Origin of the sequence: Clostridium sp. AF19-22AC (genome assembly GCF_003479085.1) — a bacterium.
In the GTDB taxonomy this organism is placed as follows: Bacteria; Bacillota; Clostridia; order Lachnospirales; family Lachnospiraceae; genus Faecalicatena_A; species Faecalicatena_A orotica.
The window spans coordinates 41,959-66,451 of record NZ_QUGN01000032.1 but is presented as its reverse complement, the minus strand read 5'-3'; the positions used below and the strand labels follow the sequence as shown (position 1 = coordinate 66,451).

The 24,493-nt window shown below is 43.3% G+C and carries 24 protein-coding genes and 2 tRNA genes; 4 read left to right on the top strand and 22 right to left on the bottom strand.

The genetic code is table 11. The features are described 5' to 3' along the window. Positions 1-375: 375 nt before the first annotated feature. The 12 genes from DWX43_RS24470 to DWX43_RS24415 all read right to left on the bottom strand — a co-directional run bounded on the left by DWX43_RS24470 (position 376) and on the right by DWX43_RS24415 (position 9,536). Positions 376-465 (bottom strand) — tRNA-Ser (locus tag DWX43_RS24470). A 201-nt stretch (positions 466-666) separates the two neighbouring features. Next, positions 667-752: transfer RNA gene (locus DWX43_RS24465), tRNA-Ser, on the bottom strand. Positions 753-876: 124 nt separating this feature from the next. Further along, positions 877-1,581, bottom strand: coding sequence for a 2-C-methyl-D-erythritol 4-phosphate cytidylyltransferase (gene ispD, locus DWX43_RS24460; protein ID WP_118622490.1), 705 nt, complete (start codon positions 1,579-1,581; stop codon positions 877-879). 48 nt (positions 1,582-1,629) lie between these two features. Further along, the gene (tsaD, locus tag DWX43_RS24455) at positions 1,630-2,658 is read right to left on the bottom strand and encodes a tRNA (adenosine(37)-N6)-threonylcarbamoyltransferase complex transferase subunit TsaD (protein WP_109733961.1); all 1,029 of its coding nucleotides are present in this window, start codon (positions 2,656-2,658) and stop codon (positions 1,630-1,632) included. Between the two features lie 30 nt (positions 2,659-2,688). Beyond that, the gene (locus DWX43_RS24450; protein WP_118622488.1) at positions 2,689-3,594 is read right to left on the bottom strand and encodes a ribonuclease Z; all 906 of its coding nucleotides are present in this window, start codon (positions 3,592-3,594) and stop codon (positions 2,689-2,691) included. Between the two features lies 1 nt (position 3,595). Beyond that, complete coding sequence (locus DWX43_RS24445; RefSeq protein ID WP_109733959.1) at positions 3,596-3,829, bottom strand: hypothetical protein; 234 nt, start codon at positions 3,827-3,829, stop codon at positions 3,596-3,598. A gap of 65 nt (positions 3,830-3,894) precedes the next feature. Continuing rightward, positions 3,895-5,088 carry a tRNA (adenosine(37)-N6)-threonylcarbamoyltransferase complex dimerization subunit type 1 TsaB gene (tsaB, locus tag DWX43_RS24440; protein ID WP_118622486.1) on the bottom strand — a complete coding sequence of 398 codons (1,194 nt, stop codon included), beginning with the start codon at positions 5,086-5,088 and terminating at the stop codon, positions 3,895-3,897. Positions 5,089-5,149: 61 nt separating this feature from the next. Then, positions 5,150-5,578, bottom strand: a complete 429-nt coding sequence (gene tsaE / locus DWX43_RS24435; protein WP_109733958.1) for a tRNA (adenosine(37)-N6)-threonylcarbamoyltransferase complex ATPase subunit type 1 TsaE — start codon at positions 5,576-5,578, stop codon at positions 5,150-5,152. Positions 5,579-5,597: 19 nt separating this feature from the next. Then, a complete protein-coding gene (locus DWX43_RS24430; protein ID WP_109733957.1) occupies positions 5,598-6,104 on the bottom strand; it encodes a YcxB family protein in 507 nt (168 codons plus the stop codon). 8 nt (positions 6,105-6,112) lie between these two features. Then, positions 6,113-7,291, bottom strand: coding sequence for a phosphoribosylaminoimidazolecarboxamide formyltransferase (locus tag DWX43_RS24425; RefSeq protein ID WP_118622484.1), 1,179 nt, complete (start codon positions 7,289-7,291; stop codon positions 6,113-6,115). Positions 7,292-7,305: 14 nt separating this feature from the next. Then, positions 7,306-8,019 (bottom strand): IMP cyclohydrolase, encoded by a 714-nt coding sequence (locus DWX43_RS24420; RefSeq protein WP_118622482.1) that lies wholly within the window; start codon positions 8,017-8,019, stop codon positions 7,306-7,308. Between the two features lie 161 nt (positions 8,020-8,180). Then, complete coding sequence (locus tag DWX43_RS24415) at positions 8,181-9,536, bottom strand: hemolysin family protein (RefSeq protein ID WP_118622480.1); 1,356 nt, start codon at positions 9,534-9,536, stop codon at positions 8,181-8,183. A 167-nt stretch (positions 9,537-9,703) separates the two neighbouring features. Here DWX43_RS24415 and rpoN point away from each other — a divergent pair, with 167 nt between their 5' ends. The 4 genes from rpoN to ptsP all read left to right on the top strand — a co-directional run bounded on the left by rpoN (position 9,704) and on the right by ptsP (position 13,517). After that, positions 9,704-11,044 (top strand): RNA polymerase factor sigma-54, encoded by a 1,341-nt coding sequence (gene rpoN, locus DWX43_RS24410; protein WP_109733953.1) that lies wholly within the window; start codon positions 9,704-9,706, stop codon positions 11,042-11,044. 86 nt (positions 11,045-11,130) lie between these two features. Then, positions 11,131-11,550, top strand: a complete 420-nt coding sequence (locus DWX43_RS24405; RefSeq protein WP_118622478.1) for a PTS fructose transporter subunit IIA — start codon at positions 11,131-11,133, stop codon at positions 11,548-11,550. A gap of 22 nt (positions 11,551-11,572) precedes the next feature. Further along, on the top strand, positions 11,573-11,848 hold the full coding sequence (locus DWX43_RS24400; protein ID WP_118622476.1) for an HPr family phosphocarrier protein: 276 nt from the start codon (positions 11,573-11,575) through the stop codon (positions 11,846-11,848). Between the two features lie 13 nt (positions 11,849-11,861). Beyond that, positions 11,862-13,517 carry a phosphoenolpyruvate--protein phosphotransferase gene (ptsP, locus tag DWX43_RS24395; RefSeq protein ID WP_118622474.1) on the top strand — a complete coding sequence of 552 codons (1,656 nt, stop codon included), beginning with the start codon at positions 11,862-11,864 and terminating at the stop codon, positions 13,515-13,517. Between the two features lie 51 nt (positions 13,518-13,568). On the opposite strand, the gene DWX43_RS24390 is transcribed toward ptsP, so the two are convergent. From DWX43_RS24390 to DWX43_RS24345, 10 genes are all read right to left on the bottom strand, one after another. Next, positions 13,569-14,336, bottom strand: coding sequence for an SDR family oxidoreductase (locus tag DWX43_RS24390; RefSeq protein ID WP_118622472.1), 768 nt, complete (start codon positions 14,334-14,336; stop codon positions 13,569-13,571). 15 nt (positions 14,337-14,351) lie between these two features. Continuing rightward, positions 14,352-15,530: an MFS transporter gene (locus DWX43_RS24385; RefSeq protein WP_118622470.1), complete on the bottom strand. Its 1,179-nt coding sequence runs from the start codon at positions 15,528-15,530 to the stop codon at positions 14,352-14,354. 62 nt (positions 15,531-15,592) lie between these two features. Further along, entirely contained in the window at positions 15,593-16,069 is a 477-nt protein-coding gene (locus tag DWX43_RS24380) for a PTS sugar transporter subunit IIB (protein WP_118622468.1), read from the bottom strand. Beyond that, positions 16,066-18,840 (bottom strand): sigma 54-interacting transcriptional regulator, encoded by a 2,775-nt coding sequence (locus DWX43_RS24375; RefSeq protein ID WP_118622466.1) that lies wholly within the window; start codon positions 18,838-18,840, stop codon positions 16,066-16,068. Before DWX43_RS24375 ends, DWX43_RS24380 begins: the two co-directional genes overlap by 4 nt. A 284-nt stretch (positions 18,841-19,124) precedes the next feature. Beyond that, positions 19,125-19,982, bottom strand: coding sequence for an aldo/keto reductase (locus tag DWX43_RS24370; protein ID WP_182440812.1), 858 nt, complete (start codon positions 19,980-19,982; stop codon positions 19,125-19,127). A 29-nt stretch (positions 19,983-20,011) separates the two neighbouring features. Continuing rightward, positions 20,012-20,776, bottom strand: coding sequence for an SDR family oxidoreductase (locus DWX43_RS24365; protein ID WP_118622462.1), 765 nt, complete (start codon positions 20,774-20,776; stop codon positions 20,012-20,014). Positions 20,777-20,808: 32 nt separating this feature from the next. Continuing rightward, positions 20,809-21,705 carry a class II fructose-bisphosphate aldolase gene (locus tag DWX43_RS24360; RefSeq protein WP_118622460.1) on the bottom strand — a complete coding sequence of 299 codons (897 nt, stop codon included), beginning with the start codon at positions 21,703-21,705 and terminating at the stop codon, positions 20,809-20,811. A 35-nt stretch (positions 21,706-21,740) separates the two neighbouring features. After that, positions 21,741-22,283, bottom strand: a complete 543-nt coding sequence (locus tag DWX43_RS24355) for a hypothetical protein (RefSeq protein WP_118622458.1) — start codon at positions 22,281-22,283, stop codon at positions 21,741-21,743. Between the two features lie 52 nt (positions 22,284-22,335). Continuing rightward, positions 22,336-22,740 (bottom strand): PTS mannose transporter subunit IIA, encoded by a 405-nt coding sequence (locus DWX43_RS24350; RefSeq protein WP_118622456.1) that lies wholly within the window; start codon positions 22,738-22,740, stop codon positions 22,336-22,338. Positions 22,741-22,776: 36 nt separating this feature from the next. Further along, a complete protein-coding gene (locus DWX43_RS24345; protein WP_118622454.1) occupies positions 22,777-24,408 on the bottom strand; it encodes a PTS system mannose/fructose/sorbose family transporter subunit IID in 1,632 nt (543 codons plus the stop codon). Positions 24,409-24,493: the final 85 nt, after the last annotated feature.

The window sequence follows — 24,493 nt, the reverse complement described above, 5'->3', positions numbered from 1 at the left end:
CTGTTCTTACCACCAAGATAAATCTCAGTGATGGGTGCATCATAATGATGCTTGTTCTTAAAATTTTCTCAATAAGAAATTTTCAAGGATCTGTTGTCTATTGTTTAATTATCAAGGTTCTTTCGTTCTTATTTTTCAAGAGCGACAACTTCTATATTTTACCATATCCGTTTTCTCTTGTCAAGAACTTTTTTATTTTTCTTTTTGCTTTGTTTTGCTGTTCTCTTGCGAGTCAGCTTAAACATATTAGCATTTCTTGTACCAGTTTGTCAAGACTTTTTCAAAACTTTTTTTACAAATTTTTCATCTTTCTTAACATAATCTGATATGTTATTTTATCAATGTCGAAATCCCTTTCGTTACTGATAAAACAAACGGAGAAGGAGGGATTTGAACCCTCGCGCCGCTATTAACGACCTACTCCCTTTCCAGGGGAGCCCCTTCGGCCAGCTTGGGTACTTCTCCAAAACGTCCGGTATTTAATATACACGAATCCTGGCTCTTTGTCTAGTCCTTTTTTTCGATTTTTTATTTTTCTTCTCTTTCCATTTTTCCCCTTAATTTTCAGACACTTTACTTTTGCTGATTTTCTTCCCGATATTCCCCCATAATATGCTGTATTGCCTTATAATCGAAAAAGGAACTCACTAATAGAGTTCCTTTTAACGGAGAGGGTGGGATTCGAACCCACGCGCCCTTGCGGACAAACGGTTTTCAAGACCGCCTCGTTATGACCACTTCGATACCTCTCCATATTCTTATCAGTCTTTATCACTAATAAGCTCTGTTGTTCTGTCTGCTCTCGCGACAATGGTTATTCTAGCATATACATGAAATATATGTCAACACCTTTTTTACATTATTTTCATATTATTTTCACTCCTGGCTGCGGGCGATCATGACTTCTGCTATATCCAGGTCTTCTGGTGTTGTTATTTTTATGTTTTCATAAGAACCGCAGACCAGTTTAATCGGGTACTTCAACATCTGCTCTACCACCATCGCGTCATCCGTTACATTGATATAGGATTCCCGCATCAGCATAGAATATGCACCTTTTATTAAATGATTTTCAAAAACCTGAGGTGTTTGTATCATCCACAGGCTTTTCCTGTCCGGCGTGTTTTTCACAAATTCATTGTCATCCACCACTTTTATGGTATCTTTCACAGGCATGCCGACTACACAGGCCTTATGATGAATCACCTCCTGAAAAACCCTCTCTATAATCTCATGATTGACAAACGGGCGCGCACCATCATGGATGAAGACATATCCCTCTTCTTCCATCTCCTGTACTCCATTCCATACCGAATGATATCGCTGTGCACCGCCAGGCAATATCTTGGTAACCTTCGGGATCTCATATTTTTCTATGATCTCCCGACGGCAGTATTCTTCTTCTCCCGGCCCCGTAATCAGATAGATCTCGTCTATCACATCTGAATATGCAAAAGCCTTTAACGAATAATATAAGACCGGTTTTCCGGCGAGTTCGAGATACTGCTTATGTACTTTTGTCCCCATCCGTTTTCCCTGGCCTGCTGCCAGTACGATTGCTGTACAATGTGCCTTTTCCATATTCTCTCCTCCTCATATCAATGCCGGGTTCTGTATTCAAACCTCTGGTCAGCGTTCTCCAAGCTTCAGATTAGGTACCGCGTTTAAATCCCATCCGTGCCTTGTTCCTGCAAGATATTCGTAATAAGCCGCCGCACCGATCATAGCTGCATTATCCGTACAATAAATGGGCGACGGATAGTAAAACTGAATATCCCTCTCTTCGCACGCTTTCTTCATCCCTTCTCTCAGGGCGCTGTTTGATGCCACCCCGCCCGCAATCGCGAACTTATACATCCCGTATTCTTCCACTGCATGCATCGACTTTTCTACCAGGACGTCCACAACCGCCTTTTGAAAAGATGCGGCAATGTCCGCAGGATTATAAGTCAGACCCTTCATCTGGCAGCCATTGATATAGTTCAGGACCGCTGACTTCAAACCACTGAAGCTAAAATCATAAGGTGCACCGTCTATGTTTGCCTTTGGAAAATTAACGGCCTCTGCATTCCCTTCTTTTGCCAGCCGGTCAATTTTCGGACCGCCCGGATATCCCAGACCGATTGCCCGGGCAACTTTATCGTAAGCTTCCCCGGCAGCATCGTCTCTTGTTCTGCCGAGTATTTCATATTTGCCATATTCCTTGACACATACTAGATGGGTATGCCCCCCAGATACGACAAGACAAAGAAACGGAGGTTCTAATTCCGGATGTTCTATATAATTTGCCGAAATATGCCCCTCAATATGGTGCACGCCGATTAAAGGCAGCTTCCTTGCATATGCAATCGCTTTTGCTTCTGCCACCCCCACAAGAAGTGCGCCAACAAGCCCCGGTCCATATGTTACCCCGATTGCATCTATGTCATCCAGAGTCGCCCCTGCTTCTTTTAATGCCTCCTCAATGACCTGATTTATCTTTTCTATGTGCTTTCTGGACGCGATTTCAGGCACGACACCGCCGTACAGTTTATGCAGCTCGATCTGTGAAGATATCACGTTAGACCGAACCTCCCGTCCATTATTGACAACCGCTGCGGCAGTCTCATCACACGAGCTTTCAATTGCCAGTATGTTTATACTTCTGATTTCTTTCATAAAATGCACCTCTGCTTTGGATGTTTCTTTTTACTCAAATGCCAGTTCTACAGACATCTTATCTTTCCCGGGTTTCGCATCCGGGAAAATTTTCCTCACCTCGTCCATGTACTCCTCCGGCCTTGTAAGCGAGGGACTGTAGTGCGTCAGCCACAATTCATTCACTTCCGCATCTTTTGCAAGCTGCGCCGCCTCATAAAAAGTCATGTGCCTGTACTCTACCGCCTTGGCAGCTTTTTCTTTTTCACCGTACATGCCTTCACATATAAACAGGTCCGAGCCTTTTGCATTTTCCCGGATAGAGTCAGTCGGTCTTGTATCTGTCGTATAAGTAAGCTTGATTCCTTTTCTCGGCGGACCAAGTACCATATCAGGCGTCATAAGCTTTCCATCTTCTTCTACGGATTCACCTTTTTGCAGACGGCTCCAATATTTCTGCGGCACCCCCTGCTCTTTTGCCCGTTCTACGTCAAACTTTCCTGCCCTGTCAATCTCCAGGGTATATCCGTAGCACAAAACGTTATGATTTACTTTAAACGCTTTTAAACGGTACCCATTCATTTCAAATGTCTGGGAGGCACCTTCAATCTCCACACACTTGATTGGGAAAGGCAGTTCCGGCGCAATCACCCTCAAAGAATTAACTACCCTTTCCAGACCTTTCGGCCCGATCAGGGTAAGGGGTTCCCGGCGGTCAGCATTCCCCATCGTCAGGAGCAGTCCCGGCAGGCCACTGATATGGTCCCCGTGATAATGGGTAAAACAGATCACGTCAATCGGCTTGAAACTCCAGCCCTTTTCTTTAATCGCAATCTGTGTCCCTTCTCCGCAGTCTATCAGCAGGCTGCTGCCATTAAACCTTGTCATCAGTGCAGTCAGCCACCGATAAGGAAGCGGCATCATCCCGCCGCTCCCGAGTAAACATACATCTAACATATTATCCCTCTATTTCTGCCGGCACCATAAACGAACGGAGCAGTTCGTCATAACAGGTTTCGCAAAGATCAAAGGAATGCTTCTCCCCGTCTTTTTCAGAGAAATATCCCCATGTGTAATCCACGCTGAATACGCCTTCTTCCGCCCGTCCATTTATAACCGGTATTTCTTTGCCACATTTATTACAAATAATTTTATTTACTTCTTTTGTTTCTTTCATCTGATACTGGCGCATACAAATTCCTCCTGTGTTGTGTGCTTTTGCTACGCCTTCATTATAACGGCCCGGCAGGCACTTTCCTAGTGGGAAGTGCTTCCAAGCTCCCTGCTCATCAGTACTGCATCCTCTTCCGGGTCTGTATAAAACTTCTGGCGGATGCCATCCTCTGTAAACCCTTCATCCTCATAGAATGAACGGGCCTCCATATTGCTTTCCCTCACATCCAAAAGCAGTTTATTGATTTTTCTTTCCTCGCAGATATTTTCCAGTGCCAGCATCAAATGGCCGCCAGCGCCCTGACGCCTCATCTCTTTGTCCACGGCAATACGGGCGATTTCCGCCTCTCCTGCCGCCTCGTAGGCAAGCATATATCCGACAAGCCTTCCGGCCTTTTCTGCCGCGATGCAGATCGTATTCGGAAGTTTGATTGTCTCCAGCACACTTTTCTCACTCCATGCGTCCGCAAAGACCTGATGTTCCATTTCTGCTACAGCCGCCGCATCCTCGGCACGAAGTGTCCTGCATTTGAGTTCCGCATTCTTTTCTTTCTCGGCACGTTCCCTCTCCGCCTGTGAGACTCGCAGGTAATCCGGCTGGTGCTCCATCGCACTTTCAAACTTCCCGGCCTTGAAATACTTAATCCCCAGGGCCCCTACAACTGCCGCGCGCTGACGGTTCATATAAGAAGGCGCAAAAGAATAAGGCACCTGAATATACTTATCAATCGTATCCCGGTAAACAGGCACACCGTCCCCTAAAAATACGACCGGCCTCCCGTAAGTATTCAGCCGGTGTATCAGATCATCGATGGAAACCGCCATCTGCATACGCATTACCTGAAATACCGGTTCAACCCGCCTTGTCCCTTCTTTTTCCCCTGCTTTTCTGGAAAATGTATAAAGCCCTGTATAGACCTGGTTTCTTCTGGCATCCATAATCGGGCAGATAATATCTTCACATCCGTACACCTGATAAGCCAGTCCGTCCGCCGTTGGAATATGGATCAGCGGCTTATCAAGTGCCAGTCCTAATCCCTTTGCCGTGGCAGAACCAATCCGAAGCCCGGTAAAAGACCCCGGTCCCCCGGCAACTGCAATTGCATCTATCGTCGAAAGATCCAGCTCAACCATCTTTGCCACCGCATCGATCATCGGCAGCAGAGTCTGTGAATGGGTCTTCTTGTAGTCTATGGTATATTCTGCGACTGTCCTGTCTTCCTCCACGACTGCCACAGTCGCCGTCAGCCCGGAGCTGTCAATTGCCAATACCCGCATAATTAATTTCCTCTCTATAATACAGACATACCGGTGCTGATTCCAACACCGGCATCCTTTTTCATGGTAGTTCTTCTATCGTAATTCTTCTGAACTCAAATCCCTGTTCCAGATCTTTTTCAATAATAATCTCCGTACGCTTTTCGGGCAGTATCTCCTCAATCAGGTTCGCCCATTCGATCAGGGAAACTCCCTCTCCCATCACGTAATCTTCGTATCCGATCTCATCCATTTCTTCAATGTCACCGATACGGTATACATCAAAATGATAGAACGGCAGACGCCCTTCTTCATATACCTGTACAATGGTAAACGTAGGGCTGCTCACGGGTTCCTCTATCTCCAGTCCCTGTGCAAATCCCTGTGTGAATACAGTTTTCCCTACTCCAAGATCACCGGTCAGTGTATACACCTGCCCCGGTTTTGCCTTCTGTCCCAGCCTTACTCCGATCTGGAATGTCTGCTCGGGACTCCTTGTTTCCAGTACCATGTCATATCCTCTTTCCAGTTTAGTTTACCTGACGGATCCGCACCTTATCAGGCGGCATATGGGTGGATATCATCTCTGCCACCGCCGCCCACTGTTCTCCTATCTGCGCCCTCGGGAAAATGACCGCACGAGTCTTATCCATATACAGTACCAGTGCCTGATTCGTAGATACAGCTCTCTGGAATTCTGACCAGGAACTCTCATTTTCAGATCCATACTGGGTTACCTTCACCCCGCTGTCCGTCAGTTCATAGTAAAGTGGTTCCTTAAATACAGGTGAAGCCTCAACCTGGCGTCTTGCCCGTATCCACAGCATAACAGGGGGATATACGATCATAAAGACCGCAAGGGCAGACAGAAGGACACCACTTGCAGTATTACCGCCTTCTGCCTGTCTGATTCCCATCAGAAAAATCACTGCACCGCAGAGTACCCCCACGATTCCCGGGAGGTGTGTATAATTGTGATGCAGCATAAAACTGTACATAGTCTGCGTTGTCATTCGTATTTCAAACTTGACTGACATGGCATATCCTAGTGGTGGAACAGACGCAGGCCGGTAAAGGCCATAGCCATCTGATACTTGTTGCACACATCAATTACGTTATCATCTCTCACAGATCCGCCCGGCTGTGCAACATATTTCACGCCGCTCTTATGGGCGCGCTCGATGTTATCCCCGAACGGGAAGAATGCATCAGAGCCAAGCGCGACATCTGTCAGCTTATCCAGCCATTCACGCTTCTCTTCTCTTGTAAATATTTCCGGCTTTACTTTGAATGTATTTTCCCATACGCCATCTGCAAGAACATCCATGTATTCATCCCCGATATACAGATCAATCGCGTTATCTCTGTCCGCACGTCTGATATCGTCCCTGAACGGAAGCTCCAGAACCTTCGGGCACTGGCGCAGCCACCAGTTATCTGCCTTCTGCCCTGCCAGCCTTGTACAGTGGATACGGGACTGCTGTCCAGCACCAATTCCGATTGCCTGTCCTCCCTTTACATAACACACGGAGTTAGACTGTGTGTATTTCAGGGTGATCATGGAAATAGCAAGGTCTATCTTTGCTGATTCCGGTATCTCTTTATTCTCTGTCACTACATTTGCAAAAAACTCATCATCAATTACGAGTTCATTTCTTCCCTGCTCAAATGTGATTCCATATACTTCTTTGCGTTCTAACGGAGCCGGAACGTAGTCCGGGTCAATCTGGATTACATTGTAATTGCCTTTTTTCTTCTGCTTTAAAATCTCAAGCGCTTCCGGTTCATACCCCGGGGCAATGACGCCGTCAGAAACTTCCCTCTTGATCAGTCTTGCCGTATCAGCATCACATACATCAGACAATGAAATGAAGTCCCCGAAAGAAGACATCCTGTCCGCGCCCCTTGCTCTTGCGTATGCACATGCCAGAGGGGATAATTCTCCCAGATCGTCCACCCAGTAAATCTTAGCCAGCGTCTCGTCCAGAGGCAGTCCTACCGCTGCTCCTGCCGGAGAAACGTGTTTAAAAGAAGTCGCCGCCGGAAGCCCGGTTGCTTTTTTTAGTTCGCTTACAAGCTGCCAGCCATTGAATGCATCCAGAAAGTTAATATATCCGGGACGTCCGCATAACACCTTGATCGGCAGTTCACTTCCGTCCTCCATGTAAATCCTGGAAGGTTTCTGATTCGGGTTACAGCCGTACTTCAATTCTAATTCTTTCATTTGTCTTTTGCTCCTTATTGATTTTTATTTACAATCTTTGTCTCATAACTGCCTGATTCAATATCAATATAACGTACAAAGAGGGAAACTTTGTTATCCTCGTTCAGGCTGTTCCATAACAGGTCTGTAAATGCCCCGATATCATCCGGGACAGAGATTAGTTTCGGTTCTCCCTCAAAACTCGGCAGCGGATTTCCGTCACACATATATGTATGGATAAAATGCCCTTCTCCTGCAGCCGGATTTTCATATGCAAATGTATAGCGGTTACAGCTTTCCGGATTTCCATTGTTGCTCTTTAATATCGACATGGCGTAGTTATAATTGCCATTCTCAAGATGCATAATTCCTGAAATCCTCGGTGTATAATTAGGGCCATCCGGCTCAAATTCCCTTGAGCGCAGGCTCTGTTCAAATGTCATCTGCTTATCCATACCTTCATAGATGGTGTCTGTCTGGTCCCCGTTCGTCACGATCGTCTTGTTCCCCAGAACACGCACCGGTGCATAGATAATCAGGCTTGGGTCTGTCAGTTTGGACTCGTCAAATGCCTGTGTCCTGATTCCTTCTCCATCCTCCACAAAAACCCGGTTACGGCTGTTCTCACTGCGTCCCATGATAAAATAAGCAGTCACAGCTTTTTTGCCGTCCTCACTCTTACCGATGATGATTCCTCTTCCAGGATAAGAGTTGCCCTTTAATTCCTGCTCGATTGATAACATTTTCATAAGATGGCTCTCCTTTATCTTCCATGTTTTTTCTAAATACAGCTTTATTATACCCGCGAACTAACGTAAGTTCAATAACTAAGCAGAGATTTTTCATTTCGCCCGCGGACTTTCCGGTTATTGTTAAAACCGATCCGGGCATGATATCCCTCCGCAGCATTTTACGTTAAGGAATCCTGATCCGTCTCTAAAGTACCTTCCGGGGATGCAGGAAGGACCGCCCTAGCCTTGCTGATACGGTTCCCCCCGACTTCTTCTATCGTAAACTCAACCCCGCCGGCAGTAAGCTTTTCCCGGCTGTCTTTATCCGGAATATATCCCAGCTGCTCGATCAGGTAGCCCGACAATGTATCATAATTTTCCGTCTTCAGTTTCAATCCCAGTTCTTCATTAATATCATCCACCAGCGCACCGCCGTCCAGCAGATACTCATTTTCACCCAGCATGATAATCTCCTGCACGACTTCCTCGTATTCTTCATTGATTTCTCCCATGATCTCTTCTACAAGGTCCTCCACAGTAACAATACCAGAAAATCCGCCGTATTCATCTACAAGAACAGCCATATGCCTGCGTTGTTTCTGGAGTTCACGGAATAATTCATCCGCATCCCTTGTATCCGGAACAAAAAATGGCTTTCTCATTAATTTTCTGATGTCCAGATTATCCCATCCGTTTTTATGAACCTCGATCATGACATCCTTTACATGCAGGATTCCTATAATATTATCGATGTTGCCTTCATAGATCGGAATTCTGGAATGTCTGGATTCCAGCACCTCGTCCGCCAGCGTGACAAACGGTTCTTCCACATCGAGTGCATAAACATCGCGCCTCGGCACCATAACCTCACGTGCGCTTCTGTCATCAAATGAAAAGACGGAATTGATCATCTCACGTTCTTCATCCTCAAATGTTCCATTTTCATTTCCCGCCTTCAAAAGAGCTTTGATTTCCTCTTCTGTCACCGCCTCCTCCTGGTCTTCCGTCTTCATCCGCAGGAGCTTAAGCACTCCCTTCGTTGAGACAGAAAGCAGCCTGATAAACGGGGAAAGTATCTTTGAGATGTAATGGATAGGCATTACAGTAAACATACAGAAAGTCTCCGCCTTCTGCAGTGCAATCCTTTTCGGCACAAGCTCCCCGAACACAAGGTTGAAGAACATCAAAAGTAAGGTCACCCCGTTTCTGGCGATGGCCGTGCTGTAAGGTATGTGGATACTATCGAGCCATCCCGCAAGTACCGGGGCAATCCCCGCCGCTGCAGATGCACTGGAATAAAATCCCGCAAATGTAATCGCTACCTGAATCGTTGAAAGAAACTTCGTGGAATCCTCAAAGAGGCTCTGAATCACAACCGCCTTCTTATTACCCTCCTCCGCCAGACTCCGGATCCTGTTCTTGTTCACAGAAACCACAGCCATCTCGGCCCCGGCAAAAAATGCGTTCATGATAGTGAAAAATAATAAAAGTAACAATTGAAAAATAACCGTGTTCCCGTCAGGGTCTGAATCCATAAAAAATAACTCCTCCTAAAATGTTTTTAGAAGGAGTATATCATGAAGTTGGCCGTCTTGCAAGCGCTAATTCATTAACCTGTATCCCCCTATCCTTATGATCTTTACACTTGTCATGCTTTCTCACTGTATGCTACTATTTACTTATTAGAATAGGTGGTGTTTTTATGAATTTAAATTTGACTTTACAGCAGCGTCAGCAGATGTCTCAGGCGCAGATTCAGTCATTGGAAATTCTGGCTATGGACAGCATTGAGCTGAATCAATTTTTAAAAACTGAATATTTAGAAAATCCATTGTTAGACCATAACGAAGAACCATACGGCGACAGCATTGCAGAACCTTTATCTGCTTATTACGGAACACAAAACAGCAGTGGTGCAGCAGGTTTCAGCTCTGTCGATGACGATGATGACCACTCACGGGATTTTGCCGCCCCGAAAGAGAATCTGCTTCGTGATTATCTTTTAAGCCAGCTAGACAGCAGACTTTATAGCAGGCAGGAATGGGGACTTTTTATTTATCTCATTGAATGTCTGGATGATAACGGCCTGTTTACCATGCCTGCCAAAGAAGCTGCCGAAAAAACCGGTGCTTCCGAATCACTGGTCCGGCAGTGTCTCGTTACACTGCAGCAATTAGAACCATATGGTATTTTCTCCGCTGATCTCAAAGACTGTCTTCTCAGGCAGCTTGATGCATTGGATATAAATACCGAAATCCTGACACTTATGATCCGCTGTCATCTCCAGGATATAGCGGACGGCAAAATAAGTAACATATCACGCAATCTGCATATTCCCACAGTAGAAGTCCGCAAAAATATAGAATTAATCGCGCGGCTGAACCCACATCCGCTCTCAGGTTTCCACTCCGGTGAAAACAGCTTTATTATTCCTGACATCATTCTCAAAAAGGAGTCTTCTGACTGGTCCATTCAGCTGAATGACTCCTGGATTGAAAACTATCAGGTCAATGACTATTATCTTAAGATGATGGAGACTTCGACAGACCCTGATTTAATTACATATTTTAAGAGCAAACTGACCCGGGTACAATTTATTCTGGACAGTATCGAGCAGCGCCGAAAAACGGTTATTTCTATCACAAACGTAATTTTGGACATACAGTTGGATTACTTTGAACACCATGCGTCCCTCGTTCCAATGACCATGTCCGATGTTGCCGAAAAAGCCGGAATTCATACTTCTACCGTAAGCAGGGCTGTAAAAGGAAAGTACCTGCAATATCCGGGCGGCAGCATTTTTATGAAAAATTTATTTACTGCACCTGTCTCTTCCCATGAGCAGGGTAATATTACGTCTGCTCTGGTGAAACAGTATATCAAAGAATATATTGCTGCCGAAAATAAGAAAAAACCTTACAGTGACCAGGCACTTGCAAAACTGTTAGAAAATCAGGATATAAAAGTTTCCCGGCGTGCAGTTGCTAAATACCGTGAGGAACTAGGGATTAAGGGCAGTTTTGACCGACGCAGTTACCAGTGAGTATTTTGACTCACTAACTTGGCATGATTTTTGCGAAATAATAAATTGAGACTACATATATAGATGTGGATCAAAAGGAGCAGCATATGAAGAGAACCTTTATTTTCATCTTAACGCATGGATTATGGGGACAGGAACTTATAAAAAGCACGGAAATGGTAATAGGCGGACAAATAAATGATATTAAAGCCTTTTCCCTTATGCCTGACATGTCATTAAAAGACTATGAAGAGTCAATCTCGAAAACAATGGCTGATTTATCAGGATATTCATTCTTATTCCTCGTTGATATTCTTGGAGGCACGCCCTATAATATTGCGGCCTGCTATACACATGAATACGGCGCCGAAGCACTCTCCGGATTAAGTATGGATTTATTGATAGCGGTTTTGGATCTAAGGGAACAGTATCCCTGTACTATACTTCCAGAACTTTTAATCTCCAGATTTCAGGACAAAGACGGACATGTCGCTGATTTAAAAAAGCTGCTTCTGGACTCAGACTAATATCAGCTAAGGAGGTACTACTATGGTAACCGAAAAAATTACTGTACTGAATCCTTCCGGTCTTCACGCAAGGCCTGCAAGTAATTTTGTACAGACTACAGGACAATTTAAAAGCACAGTCCATTTTTCGAAAGGCGGTAATATATATAATGGAAAATCTATTCTTTCTGTTCTTTCAGCCTGTGTAAAATACAAAGATGAGATTGAGCTGCAGATTAACGGATCAGATGAAAACAAGGCTCTTGATTTCATCTCGGCTGCGATTAAAAATGGCCTGGGTGAAGAGATAAAAGGTTAGGAGGGAATGCATTATGTTAAAGGGCCTGAAAATATCTTCCGGAACTGCATTAGCTAATGTCATTGTTCTTGAAAAAAGTGCACTACTGGTTCCGGAATATACAATTACAGATGTGGAACAAGAGATTTCGAGATTTAACCATGCACATACCTGCGCTTTAGAAGAAAATCGCATTCTCTACGAAAAGGCATGCCAGACACTTTCAAAAGATGATGCTGCAATTTTCCTTGCACACAAAGAAATACTGGAAGATGAATTTTCCCTCGTCATCCCAATCACGGATGCAATCCGTAATAATCACTGGAATGCGGCAAAAGCAACAGACTTTCAGTTCAATCAGATTATCTCCATGTTTGAGAACATGGGGGACGAATATATGAAGGCCCGTGCCCTTGATGCAAGAGATATCCGTGAACGCCTGTTAAGACATCTGCTTGGAATACAGAACACTGATTTGAATAACCTTGAAGAAAACCATATTATTGCTGCCTATGAGATTACGCCTTCTGATACAGCACGCATGAATCTCGACAAGGTAGCCGGATTTATCACTGAAACAGGTGGTCCTGCCTCACACTCTGCTATTATAGCCAGAAATCTGGGCATACCGGCTGTAAGTATGATTCCTGATGCAGTACATGTATTACGCACCGGGATGCAGGTACTTTTAGATGGCACAAATGGAACCGTTGAAACAGAAGTTACTGAGGAAACCATAAACCGTTTTCTTAAAGCTAAGCAGGAAGAAACCGAGCTGCATGCACTTTATAACACCTATAGAGGTAAACCTACAATTACAAAAGACGGACATCAGCTGTCTCTTTTTGCCAACATCGGGGTTCCAAAGGATGTCGATAAAGTGTTAGATGCAGACGCAGAAGGAATCGGATTATTCCGCAGCGAATTTTTATATATGGACAGCGGCACTCTTCCCAACGAAGAAACTCAGTTTGAAGCATATAAAGCCGTTTTAGAAAAAATGAATCCCAAACCAGTCATTATACGAACACTGGATATCGGAGGAGATAAAGAATTGCCTTCATTAAATCTAAGTAAGGAAGATAATCCTTTTTTAGGTTATCGTGCCATCCGGATCTGTCTTGACAGAACGGAATTATTCCGCACACAGCTTCGAGCTTTAGTAAGAGCAAGTTCTTATGGAAATCTGCAGATTATGTTTCCTATGATATCCAGCTTAGAGGAACTAAGGACAGCGAAAGCGGTTTTGAATGAGGTTAAAACGAGCCTGAGTAAAGAGGGATTCAGCTACAGTGCACAAATCCCTGTAGGGATGATGATAGAAGTTCCGGGTGCTGCTGTTATGGCAGATGATTTTGCAAAAGAGGTTGATTTCTTCTCTATCGGAACAAATGACCTGACCCAGTATACACTTGCTGCCGACAGGGGCAACCCAAAGGTCGCCCACCTTTATAATCCACGCCATCCCGCAGTTCTGTCCCTGATCAGGTATACTATCGAAGCCGCCCATAAAAATGGTATTCCCTGCGGAATCTGCGGCGAATCTGCCGGAGATACAAAGCTTCAGCCCCTTTTCATCGGATACGGGATTGACGAACTCTCTATGTCCCCGACATCCATTTTAAAGTCCAGAATGGAAATCAGCAAATTAATCTACACCGACTATAACACAGATTCCTATTTTTCATAATTTTAAAAATGGTATGTCAGCTAATCTTGTCTGACATACCATTTTTATACGCTATATTAATGTCCCGCCCGTACAATCAAGCAATGCCCCATTCATTATATTCCGCACGGCATCCGAGCATAGAAAAGCTGCGGCAGCGCCGATATCTTTAGGGGCAGCGAACTCCCCCGAAGGAAGTATTCTTCTTTTCTCTTCCGTTCTGGGATCTCCATCCCGATAATTCCGTTCTGTCTTCACATAACCGGGGATAATCCCATTAACCCTGATTCCTTTCGCTGCCACTTCTTTTGCCAGTGAACGGGTAAACACCGCAAGCCCGCCTTTTGCTGTCGCATAAGCACTATTATATATGCTGCTGGACAAAAAAGCGGACTTGGACAATACATTTACTATACTCCCGGACTGTTCTCTGATAATCAGCCTTTTTACAAATTCCCTGGACATAAAAAAAGCACTGTTTAATGTCCCTTCCTGACTATACCGCCAGTCATCTGTCACGATATCCTGAAAAGGAGTCTGGCGCACACGTGTATCTGCTGCATTATTTATAAGAAAACATGGTTCTGCCCCTTCGTCATCAAGATAGTTAAATAATCTCTTTACCTCCTCTTCCACACTAACATCTGCCTTAACCGTCATGACGTTCACGCCATATCGCCTGTACAATGTCTGTGCTTCCCTATTGGCCCCTTCTTCGTCCGAACGGAAGTTCATAACAATATTACACCCTTCTTCTGCAAAAACCTTGCAGCATCCCAGCCCTATTCCTTTAGACCCGCCTGATATAATCACCATTTTTCCTCTTAATCCCAAATTCATATGCAGCCACCTTTCTTATAATTCTACTGCCTTTGTCATGAAAAAAACTAATACACAAACTGCCGCGCTAAAGCATGCCCCTAGTATAAATAGCATAAAATCATTGCCACCTGCTATCGGAGAAACAATATAACTAGGAATAATTACCGCGCCCAATAATTGAAACGTTGAAATAATTCCCCCGGCCGTACCGGCCCTTTTTGCCCCGATTGCAGATATCCTTACAGGAAATGACATAAAAAGAGGCAGCAGTCCCCCTATACATATCCCCGTCATAAAAAGTCCTGCTGTAAGTACTGCCCCTGCCGGCAAGATATAAATTGAAGCACTTAAAGCCGCCCCTATGAGAGAAAGCACAAAAATAACCGGCCTTATCCGCCCCACTTTATCTGCAAATACAGGCACCAGTATACATCCGGCCAGATATCCTATTGAAACCACTGAAGCCGTCGCTCCTGCGGATACAGACGTCATACCTTTATTCTCGAGTACTGTCGGAAGGTATGTGCTAATTACCATATAATTTCCAAAAGTACACATTATACCTATACTCCCTAATATAATATCGCGATTCATAACCGCCGTTTTCAGGTATGATAATGTATCCCCCTTTACACCATCCTCCATAGAAAGCACATCTTTTCTCTCCCTCATAAAAACTTTCCAGCAGACGGCAGTAACACTTGTGAGTATACCTGCCAGAATAAATGCAATTTTCAAGGATGGCAGCATTGCTGTTGTTCCCGTTCCAATTGTCATACCCAGCGCACTAACTGCTAAAAAAATCCCCACCGCCAGTCCTGTCTGTCTGACAGGGAACCATTCCCTGAAAATTTTTGCATTCGTTGCGTTTACAAAAGTGGCTGCAAATCCCGGACATAGCATACAAAGGTACAGCATTACATATCCTTTTGCAAAAATTCTGAGCCACAGTCCCGCCGCTGCAAGAATCAGACAGATTAAAACAATCCTTTTGGCACCTATTTTGTCAACAATCATGCCTGCCGGAAGACTACACAATATAGCAGGAACCATTGGTGCAGAAAACACCGTTGCATACTGCTGACGGCTTATCCCATAAATATCCATTATCTTCTGAGCCATCGGAGCCATCTGGTATTGGCAGTAACAGGCGCTGAGACCACACATACAGACCAGAATTAATATTACATATCTATATCTTGTTTTCTCCATATTTACCTACTTTCTAAAAAAAGGGAGCTTCCTGTGCTTGTATGGAAACTCCCTTCTCTTGCTTATTTTATTATCCTTCCCAAATAGACTTTCTCACTGTCCGGTACCATCTGAACATACACGCTGCTTCCCTTTTTTAAATAGTATTGAATCAGCTCCTTTTCTGAATGGTCCATATAAACATTTTCACAAATTTCTTCCTTTCCCGGTGAATAAGGCATACGTGCAATATTAATCTTTTCAAATAAAATGCCTTCCTTTTCCAGACAAACTAATGTAGAAACCGTCCTGACCAAAATCATTGGTATATATTGAAATACTTCTTGTGAAAGAAACCGGGCCCCGTCCTCACATCCATACACATCCAGATTACATTCCTTCGGAAGCGACCTTTGCATGACACTAATCAATATAGGGTTCTCCATAATTGCGTCATCTATAATAATTACCCTTTTACTTTCATGTTTCTCCAGCCATTTAATCAGAACCTGGCCATGAATCAGCCTTTCATCAATTCTTACATATTTCAAGTACCTCATGATTTTCCCTCCCCATTTAAGAGTTCTACTATATAAGCCTTCTCGGTAAATGGTACCTCAATCCGAAACATCTTTTCTACCGTCTCCAATGTCTCACCTACTACTTTAAATTCCTCAGAATGATTTCGTTCATATTCTTCCACTTCATGGTATGGTAATATCTCTTTTCTAAGGAGCCGTTCTATCATACAGGCTACATGGATTGTATAGCGCACAATACGGTTTTCCTGATCTTTTATATCCAAACGTTTTTCGCATTGGTAAAATCCTTCAAGTATCATAGGCATAATCTTTTCAGCGTCCAAAAACTCCAGAAGTTCACGCATTGCAGCTGTAAGAACATGCTCATCAACAGCTCTGCCATTCTTTTCAGAATAATTTTTCCCGGCATTTTTACCACTTAATATCCGCTCTAACCGTTCAATCCCGGAACCTATTACAATCTCATCTACAGAAATATAAGGTACTGCCCCCAATTGAATATCCGCCGTTCCTACAACTGCAAGAACTTCCTTTTCCTGAAATCCTCCTAAAAAAGTACCTTCTGCATCTTTTCCATCGATCCCAATACAACAAATTTCAATAGGGTCTTCTTCCTCCAGACCTGTAATAGCCTTTACCATCTCTGCAATTTTTTTGGCGGCCCCCATTCCTGATATGCACGTTACCAGAATAGCTGCTCTGGTTTCACATGTTTCTGTGTTTTTCTGTCTCTTGTTCTCCTCTACCATACGTACCATCATCTGATCCAGATAATCTGCTACTTCTTCTATTTCTGAATCTTCTGAAGTACATTTGCGAACCGCTTCTAGTACTGTCAGTGTAGAGACCATCCCTACAGACTTTACAGGAATGCCCGTCTCCTCCTCCAGCCTTTCTGCAAACATATTCAGTGATCCCATATCCACCATTAAAAGCACCCCGCGCCCCTCATTCACACGAGTTACCATCTGTGCGGCTTTCCTGTATACCTCTTCCACATCTTCACTCAGCGGCATGTTAATAAACTTACAGTGACTGGTATCCAGAAGTCTGTTTGCGGCATCAGCTATACTTTGGGCCGTATTATCTCCGTGGGCAATTACTATGGTTCCGATTTTTCTCACGTCCCGGTCTTCATCATTGGCACATAAAAATATGGTTGTATAACCGATTTCCCCTTTATTGATATTGATGTTCAGTTCTTCTTCCAGAATCTTTAATATGAGTTTAGCTACCTTTACTTCCTTCGGATGAGCATTTATAATTTCCTGAAGCCTTTCCTCAAGGATATCCCCTTTCTTATCCATCCCTTCTATCAGGGCATTGATATGAAGTGCAAAACCGATCTTTACATTATCGGACAGCTCCCTTTTCAGCTTCATTTCTGCAAATTCCAGGGCTTCCTCAATCGCATAATATACTTTTCCGGTAATCACTTTATTAAGTGCATCTTTACTAAATATTCTTCTGTCTTCATTTTCTTTCTCAATCATAGAAGAAATATAGTCTTTCATTTCCTGCTCTTGCTCTGCACCCTTCTTTTTGGAGTAAAACTTCTGAAAAATCAGATATTTCTTACTGATGATATTCTGCCTGTTCTCACCCTGATCTGTTCCTATGGTAAATATGTAATGTTCTTCACCATGCAGAAGAAACTGGATCAGGCTGTTCCTCGACTCTGCTGCTTTATGATATCCCTGTTCTATATAAAACGGCAGCATCTGCCTGTCCAGATCTACTGTATGTTTTTCACCCACTTTATACTCCCAGAAGGCTCTTGCACATAAAAGCTGTATATCTGCTTTTATCTGTCCGATATTGCCTGTACATTCATATAAAAGCAGGCTTAGAATCACTTCTCTTTCTATTTTTATTGAAACAGATATTTTCTTCTGCTCCTGCATAAGGAACATCTCAATCATTTCCAGACGTTCCAATAAGGGACGCTCCTCCAGTGCCGGCAGCTGAATCACAACCGGCATCCGTCTCATAAATGTTTTTAAAAGGACGACCCCCAGATCCTCTGTAGTAGCCCCTATAATCAGGACATTTGCCTCACGGTTCCGTTCCGTCTCCCCCAGCCTGCGGTACTTGCCATAATCCATAAGGCTGAAAAGCATCTCCTGCCCTTCTGGCGGAAGGCGGTGGATTTCATCTAAAAAAAGTATTCCTCCATCCGCTCTTTCAATCAATCCCGGTTTATCTCTGTCAGCCCCCGTAAATGCCCCTTTTTTATGTCCAAAGATCTGGGATACAATCAGCTGGGAATTTTCTGCGTACTCGGCACAATTGAATATCACAAACTCTGCATCTGGCTTGAGCATATTCATATGCCTGGCATATTCAAACATTTTCTGGGCAAACATTGTTTTTCCTGTACCCGTTGGTCCGTTCAGAAGTGTATGCAGACCATGAGGCGGATAGAGCATCGCAGCCTTCACCTGCTTAATCTGCATTTTTAATGACCCCTCTTGTCCAATAATATCCTGAAACGAAGGATTTACATCTTGTCTTTCTTCCGATGACGCCTGCTGTATCTTTTCGCTGTTTATAAGAAAAATATACTGGTCATAAGTATCCGGATCACTGAATCTGACTGGTCTTCCATCCTTTTTCAACAATTTTTCTGAAGCAGCCAGCTGGTTTAGCTCCTTGCTTACATTTCCGCGGTCCATCTTTAAAAGTTCTGCCGCCTCCTGTGCAGTTACTCCTGGCTCCTCATGCCTTTCAAGTGCCTGTAAAGAAAGCTCTTTTACCTTATTTAAAATTATATCTTGTCTTTTTATCATGGCCGCATCCCTTCCATCCCTTTATTGTTCTATCATCAAGCTTCTCCATTTCTTTTCGTTTAACTTATTTTTAAAAAGCAATAGTATTCTATAAGTATATCATACGAAAATCGTTTTCTACAAGATTGATTCACACAGACAGACATGGCTTTTATTTTCCATTCACTATTTAATTTTCAAAGTACATATTTTCAAATTCCCGCGGGGGACAAAAATTCCGCAGCCTGCCTAAATACGCAAAGGAAACATATCTTTTATGATATGTTCCCCATCTCTGCGTATAATTACCATAAAATAGGAAAATCATCCGGATTATATTCATCCACTATAGGAAGAAGAATCGGTCGCTGACATTCCATCTTATTAATTGTATCCATCTCCCCTTCTGTCAGTTCAAAGTCAAAAATATCAATATTTTGTTTAATATGTTCTGGTTTTACAGATCCCGGAATCGCTATAAATCCTTTCTGTATCTGCCATCTCAAAATAATCTGGGCCGGTGATTTTCCCCTTGTGTGCGCAATTGCGGCTATTTTCTCATCCTGAAGCAGAACTCCACCGCCTAATGGCTGCCATGATTCCACGGCTATTCCATTCTCCCGGCAAAAATCTGTAACTTCCAGATTTTCATAATAAGGCTGGCATTGTATCTGATTTACCATAGGAATAATTTTACATTCCTCCATAATTTTTTGGAAATGCCTGACAAAGAAATTACTTACACCGATCGCCCTTATAATCCCGTCTTTATATAATTTCTCACAGGCTTTCCATGCCTCAAGATATAATGCTGGTTTAACCGGCAGCGGCCAGTGAATCAGATACAGGTCTAAATAATTTGTCTGAAGATCTTCCAGCTGCTGATACACTGTATCTATTGCATCCTGATAAGCATGTCTTAGTGTTCTGGATTTACTTGTAAGAAATATATCCTGTCTGCTTTTTGCATATTTCTGCAGGGAGATTCCCAGTTCTTTTTCATTTTTATAGCAATAAGCACTGTCAAATGACGTATAGCCGGCCTCCAACGCGCTGGATACAGCCGCATCCATTTCCTCCTGGGTATGTGCATTCATCATACCAATCCCAAGCTGGGGAATCTCCACACCATTTGCTAATTTCACAACCGGAACTTTATCCATCCTAGTTACTCCTTTCATCTATCCTTGTCCTAGAAGCCAAGCATCATCCCTCCAGTATAATCAACCGGGGCTCCAACAGAGAGCTGGTTCTGTTCACTCGCGAGAAAGGCAACCATCTTGCCAAATTCATATGGCTGTCCAAGTCTTCCTGTCGGACACCGTTTAATCCTTGCCTCCATTTCTTCCTTAGTCCACTTCGACATCATCTGGTTCATAACAGACCCAGGCATGATTCCGTTTACGATAATCCCCTTGTCAATCAGGTCTACCGCCAGCTGCTTCGTAAGCCCCATTTCTGCCGTTTTATTTGTCACATAGCATGCTCTGCCCTTCGTCGTTGTCGTAAGGGATGCCTTACTTAAAACATTCACAATGTAGCCTTTATGCTCCTTTGCAATCATTCTTTTTGCAAATTCTTTACACATCATGAACATACCTGTCACATTATTATCCAGACTTTCCTTCCACTCTTCCAGAGAAATGTCCCAGATCATTGTCGTGATGCCCCCACCCGCGTTATTAATCAAAACATCCAGATGTCCAAACGTCTCTTCTGCAAAATCAAAGATACGCATCACATCATCCGGCTTGCTGACATCAGCCTGAACGCCAAATATTCTGGCATGATATTTATCACGCATAGACTGAATAAAAGCCTCACTGCCTTCTTTATCTGACCGGTAATCTACAATCAGGTCCGCCCCTTCTTCTGCAAAGACCTCTGTTATCCCGCTTCCTATTCCCTTTGTACCTCCGGTAACGATTACTGTTTTTCCACGAAATCCTAAATCCATACCTATTTCTCCCTTCTATAAAGAATAGTGTGTTAATGTGACTGTTTTACCTCACCCTCATCAAATATAATCCTGCGATCTAAAATGCCGCCCCCGGCCTCCCAGACCTTTCCTGCACTCCCGCTGAATTCCACGACTTCCTTTAGTCTGCGTTTGAATCCTTTTATCAGATTCGGATAAAACTCAAGGAGAAAATCCTTTTCCAGATCCATCTTCTGTACTTCCCGGGCAGCGCTTGTCAGTAAGTCGGTATAGATATTCATTTTATTAATCCCCAGCTCACAAGCTTTTTTTAACAAATCATCACCGGTTCCCGAGCTGCCGTGAAGCACAAGAGGCACCTCCACTGTCTCTTTGATTCGCTCCAATATGTCAAACCTCAGCTTGGGCTTTCCCTTATATGCCCCATGTGCTGTTCCAATGGATATTGCCAGCTGATCGATGCCTGTCGCATCTACATAATGCTTTGCCTGGTCAGGATCTGTATACAGAGAACTGTCATCCGCGTTCTCATCATTAGCCCCTACATGTCCCAGTTCCCCCTCGACGCCTACACCGACGCTATGCGCAATAGAAGTCATCTCTTTTACCTGTGCTACATTTTCATCATAAGAGAGTAATGACCGGTCTACCATAATTCCTGTAAATCCAGCCCTTATTGCTGCAATATTATGTGCCATACATGCACCATGATCCTGATTTACAGCTATCGGAACACTTGCACGTTCCGCAAGCTTTGTCAGTATTTCCCCCAGAAATATAATATCCGGGTGGCAGCCATAAACAAAATCCAAAATCATTGGTGCCCGCATTTCTTCAGCCACTTCTATTGCCGCCCTCGCCTCAATTTCCCAATTTACATTTGGTGCAATAACACAATAATTATCTTCATACGCTCTCTGCGTAATTTCCTTCATCGAAACTAACATTTTCTTCCTCCTGCTATTTTATGCGAGCTTCTCCTTTATGCCTGTACCTTCGATACATGATATTTTTTTGCCAGTAATTTTTCCGCACGGTTATAATTCTTTTTACTGATATAAAAATAAGATGGTCTGGATACATAAGGGAACCTCGACTGAAATACAAGCATCATTTTTTTATCAGCTATGGCTGCGTCGCTTCTAACATGGACGGAAAATGATTTTACGTTTTTAAAATACTTCGTACCACACATCGTGACAATTCCATTTTCATAAATTCCACATGCATCAGAAAAACAGGAAATTGTGATGACCGGGAAAAAGATTTTACTTGCCAGTGCCCCCATAATTGCTGTAAAAATCATGATGTGATAGGAAAACTCATTTCCTGTTTTATAAATGTAGTAACCTGCAATCAGAAAACAGAGGCTGGTTCGAAAGAATTGGGTCAGCAGATCCATCTTTTCAACCGTACTTTTTACCTCCATTTCACACTTTCCGATCCTGCTGAAACTCATACGGTCAATTCCCAATTGTACCAGCACTAAAATAATAAAAGTCACTGCAAAAATAAAAATATACATTTTCCCGGCTCCTTTCTTTTATCAAACATCCTTAGATAACGTTTAGATTAATCTAATTTTGTTCCTCTAGAAAATGATTCACGTTTATAAAAACTGAACTGCTTTTTTCTAAAATATGGGCATTCAGCGTTTCCGCATCTTCTATATCTTTTAGAGAAAGTACCTCCAGCAAAATAGGAAGACTGATCCCTGTAAAGTGATAAAATTTCAAACAATTCATTATGTGTACCACTGCATTGAACGGTGTTCCGAAAAAAACATCTGTAAAGACAATGACGTCTTCTCCCTGCTCTGTAAATTCTTTGATTTTTTCTGTGATATCTTTTTCAAACTTCTCAAGGCTCGCTTCCGGATATAACCCAAAAGCAAATACATCTTCCTGTGGCCCTACAATCATTTTTGCTGCATCCAGAAATGCTTTTGCCAGGTCGCCATGTGATGCTAAAATAATTTTCACGCTGCATTCCTCCTCTAATTTTTGTTTTGACCAGACCTAAACAATCCCTATCAAGGAACCTAACAGACCAAATATAACAACACCAATTAATACTTTAACAAATGACTTTCCTTTGCTTAACAGCAGATAGCAGATACCTAAAAACAGCAGTGTAAAGAAACTCGGAATTAAGCCGTTTACAATTGATGCCACATCTGTTGCACCCATACTTGTCTCCCAGCCGATTTTAATATTCAGTGACACATAACTTGCTGAAAGTGCACCCATCATCATGATTCCAAGGACACCCGCACCATAAAGTACCTTATTAACGATGGGACTATTAATTAACTTTGCAATGCCTTTCCTTCCCTGTTCATATCCAAGTTTATCCATAAAAAGTGCTACAATTGTCATCCAGCCAAACCACAATACATATGGAAATGCACCCAATACATTGCCGGCCAGTGCAAGCGGATAACAAATTGATTTAAAAAGCGGCATCATGATAGATCCCTCGAAGCTGTCACCAATTCCTGCCAGAGGTCCCATAAGACTTGTCTTAAATGTCTGGATTGCTTCGCCTTTTTCACCTGACGGATCACCATGTTTTGCAATGTCTTCCTCCATTGCGATAGATCCTGTAACCAGTGCAGCCCCCCATGACGGGTTTGTAATGAATGGCTGTAAATGCCTGAGTATTGCTGTTTTATATCCTTCACGGTTTTCCTGATAAACACGCTTTAACGGTTCCAGCATCATGTATCCAATACCCGTACCATAAAAGTATTCCAGACACTGTGAAATACGGAAGAAACAGCAGAACTTAAATCCCCACCAATACAGATGCCCTTTGCTCTTAAATGCACAGCCATCTCCATAGATCGACTGTGATGTATCATCCTCTTCATATTCCTCCTCGTAGTCTTCTTCATCGTCCTCTTCAAATCTGGATGCGGAGAATTGAACATGCAAAAATGCGAGGCATACACCGATCAATGCAACAAACACGATACTTACTTTTCCAAGGGTTATTGCGTAAAATCCCACCAGAAAATATGGAAGAAGCTCTTTCTTTCCCATAAAGTTTACACAGAGCACTAACCCCAAACCAGGCAGCATCCCGCCAATAACAGATAATCCATTGCTAAGCCATGCCGGCAGCTGTGAGACAATATCCCCTGCCGCTCCTCCGAACAGCCAAAGCAGCAGAGTTAATGGTACAATTCGAAACAGCATTGATACCACAGATGGACCTAAAATCGCATCCACCCACAATTTCTTGTACTGTTCATTCTCTACATGTGTAACTGCACGCCGGTTCCACATACCGTTAACTAAACGACGACCATTATCAACAAATGTTCCTAATACTGCAAATGGTATGGAAAAGGCAACGGCAGTTGTTGCATCCAGGCCAAACTTTATAGATATCGGGACAGTGACGCATGCCGCGAGCACTCCGTCTGACGGCAGATTGCCTCCTACCGCTATATTTGATATGTACATCATGCCTATGGAGGCCCCTACAACAAGGCCTGTCTTAACATCTCCATACACAAGACCGATTAAAAAGCCAATTGTTACCGGGTCCTGCCATCCGGCCCCGATAAAAGGAATACTGAATTCACAATATGCTAAATAGTATAAAATACCTACAATAAGTGCTTCAAAAAAAGTAAACGACATACGGTTCTCCTTTCTTATGCTATGCACTGTTATACCCTGATGTATTTGTACAGCACACTACGCTCTCCCATTCTTCTCTTTACAT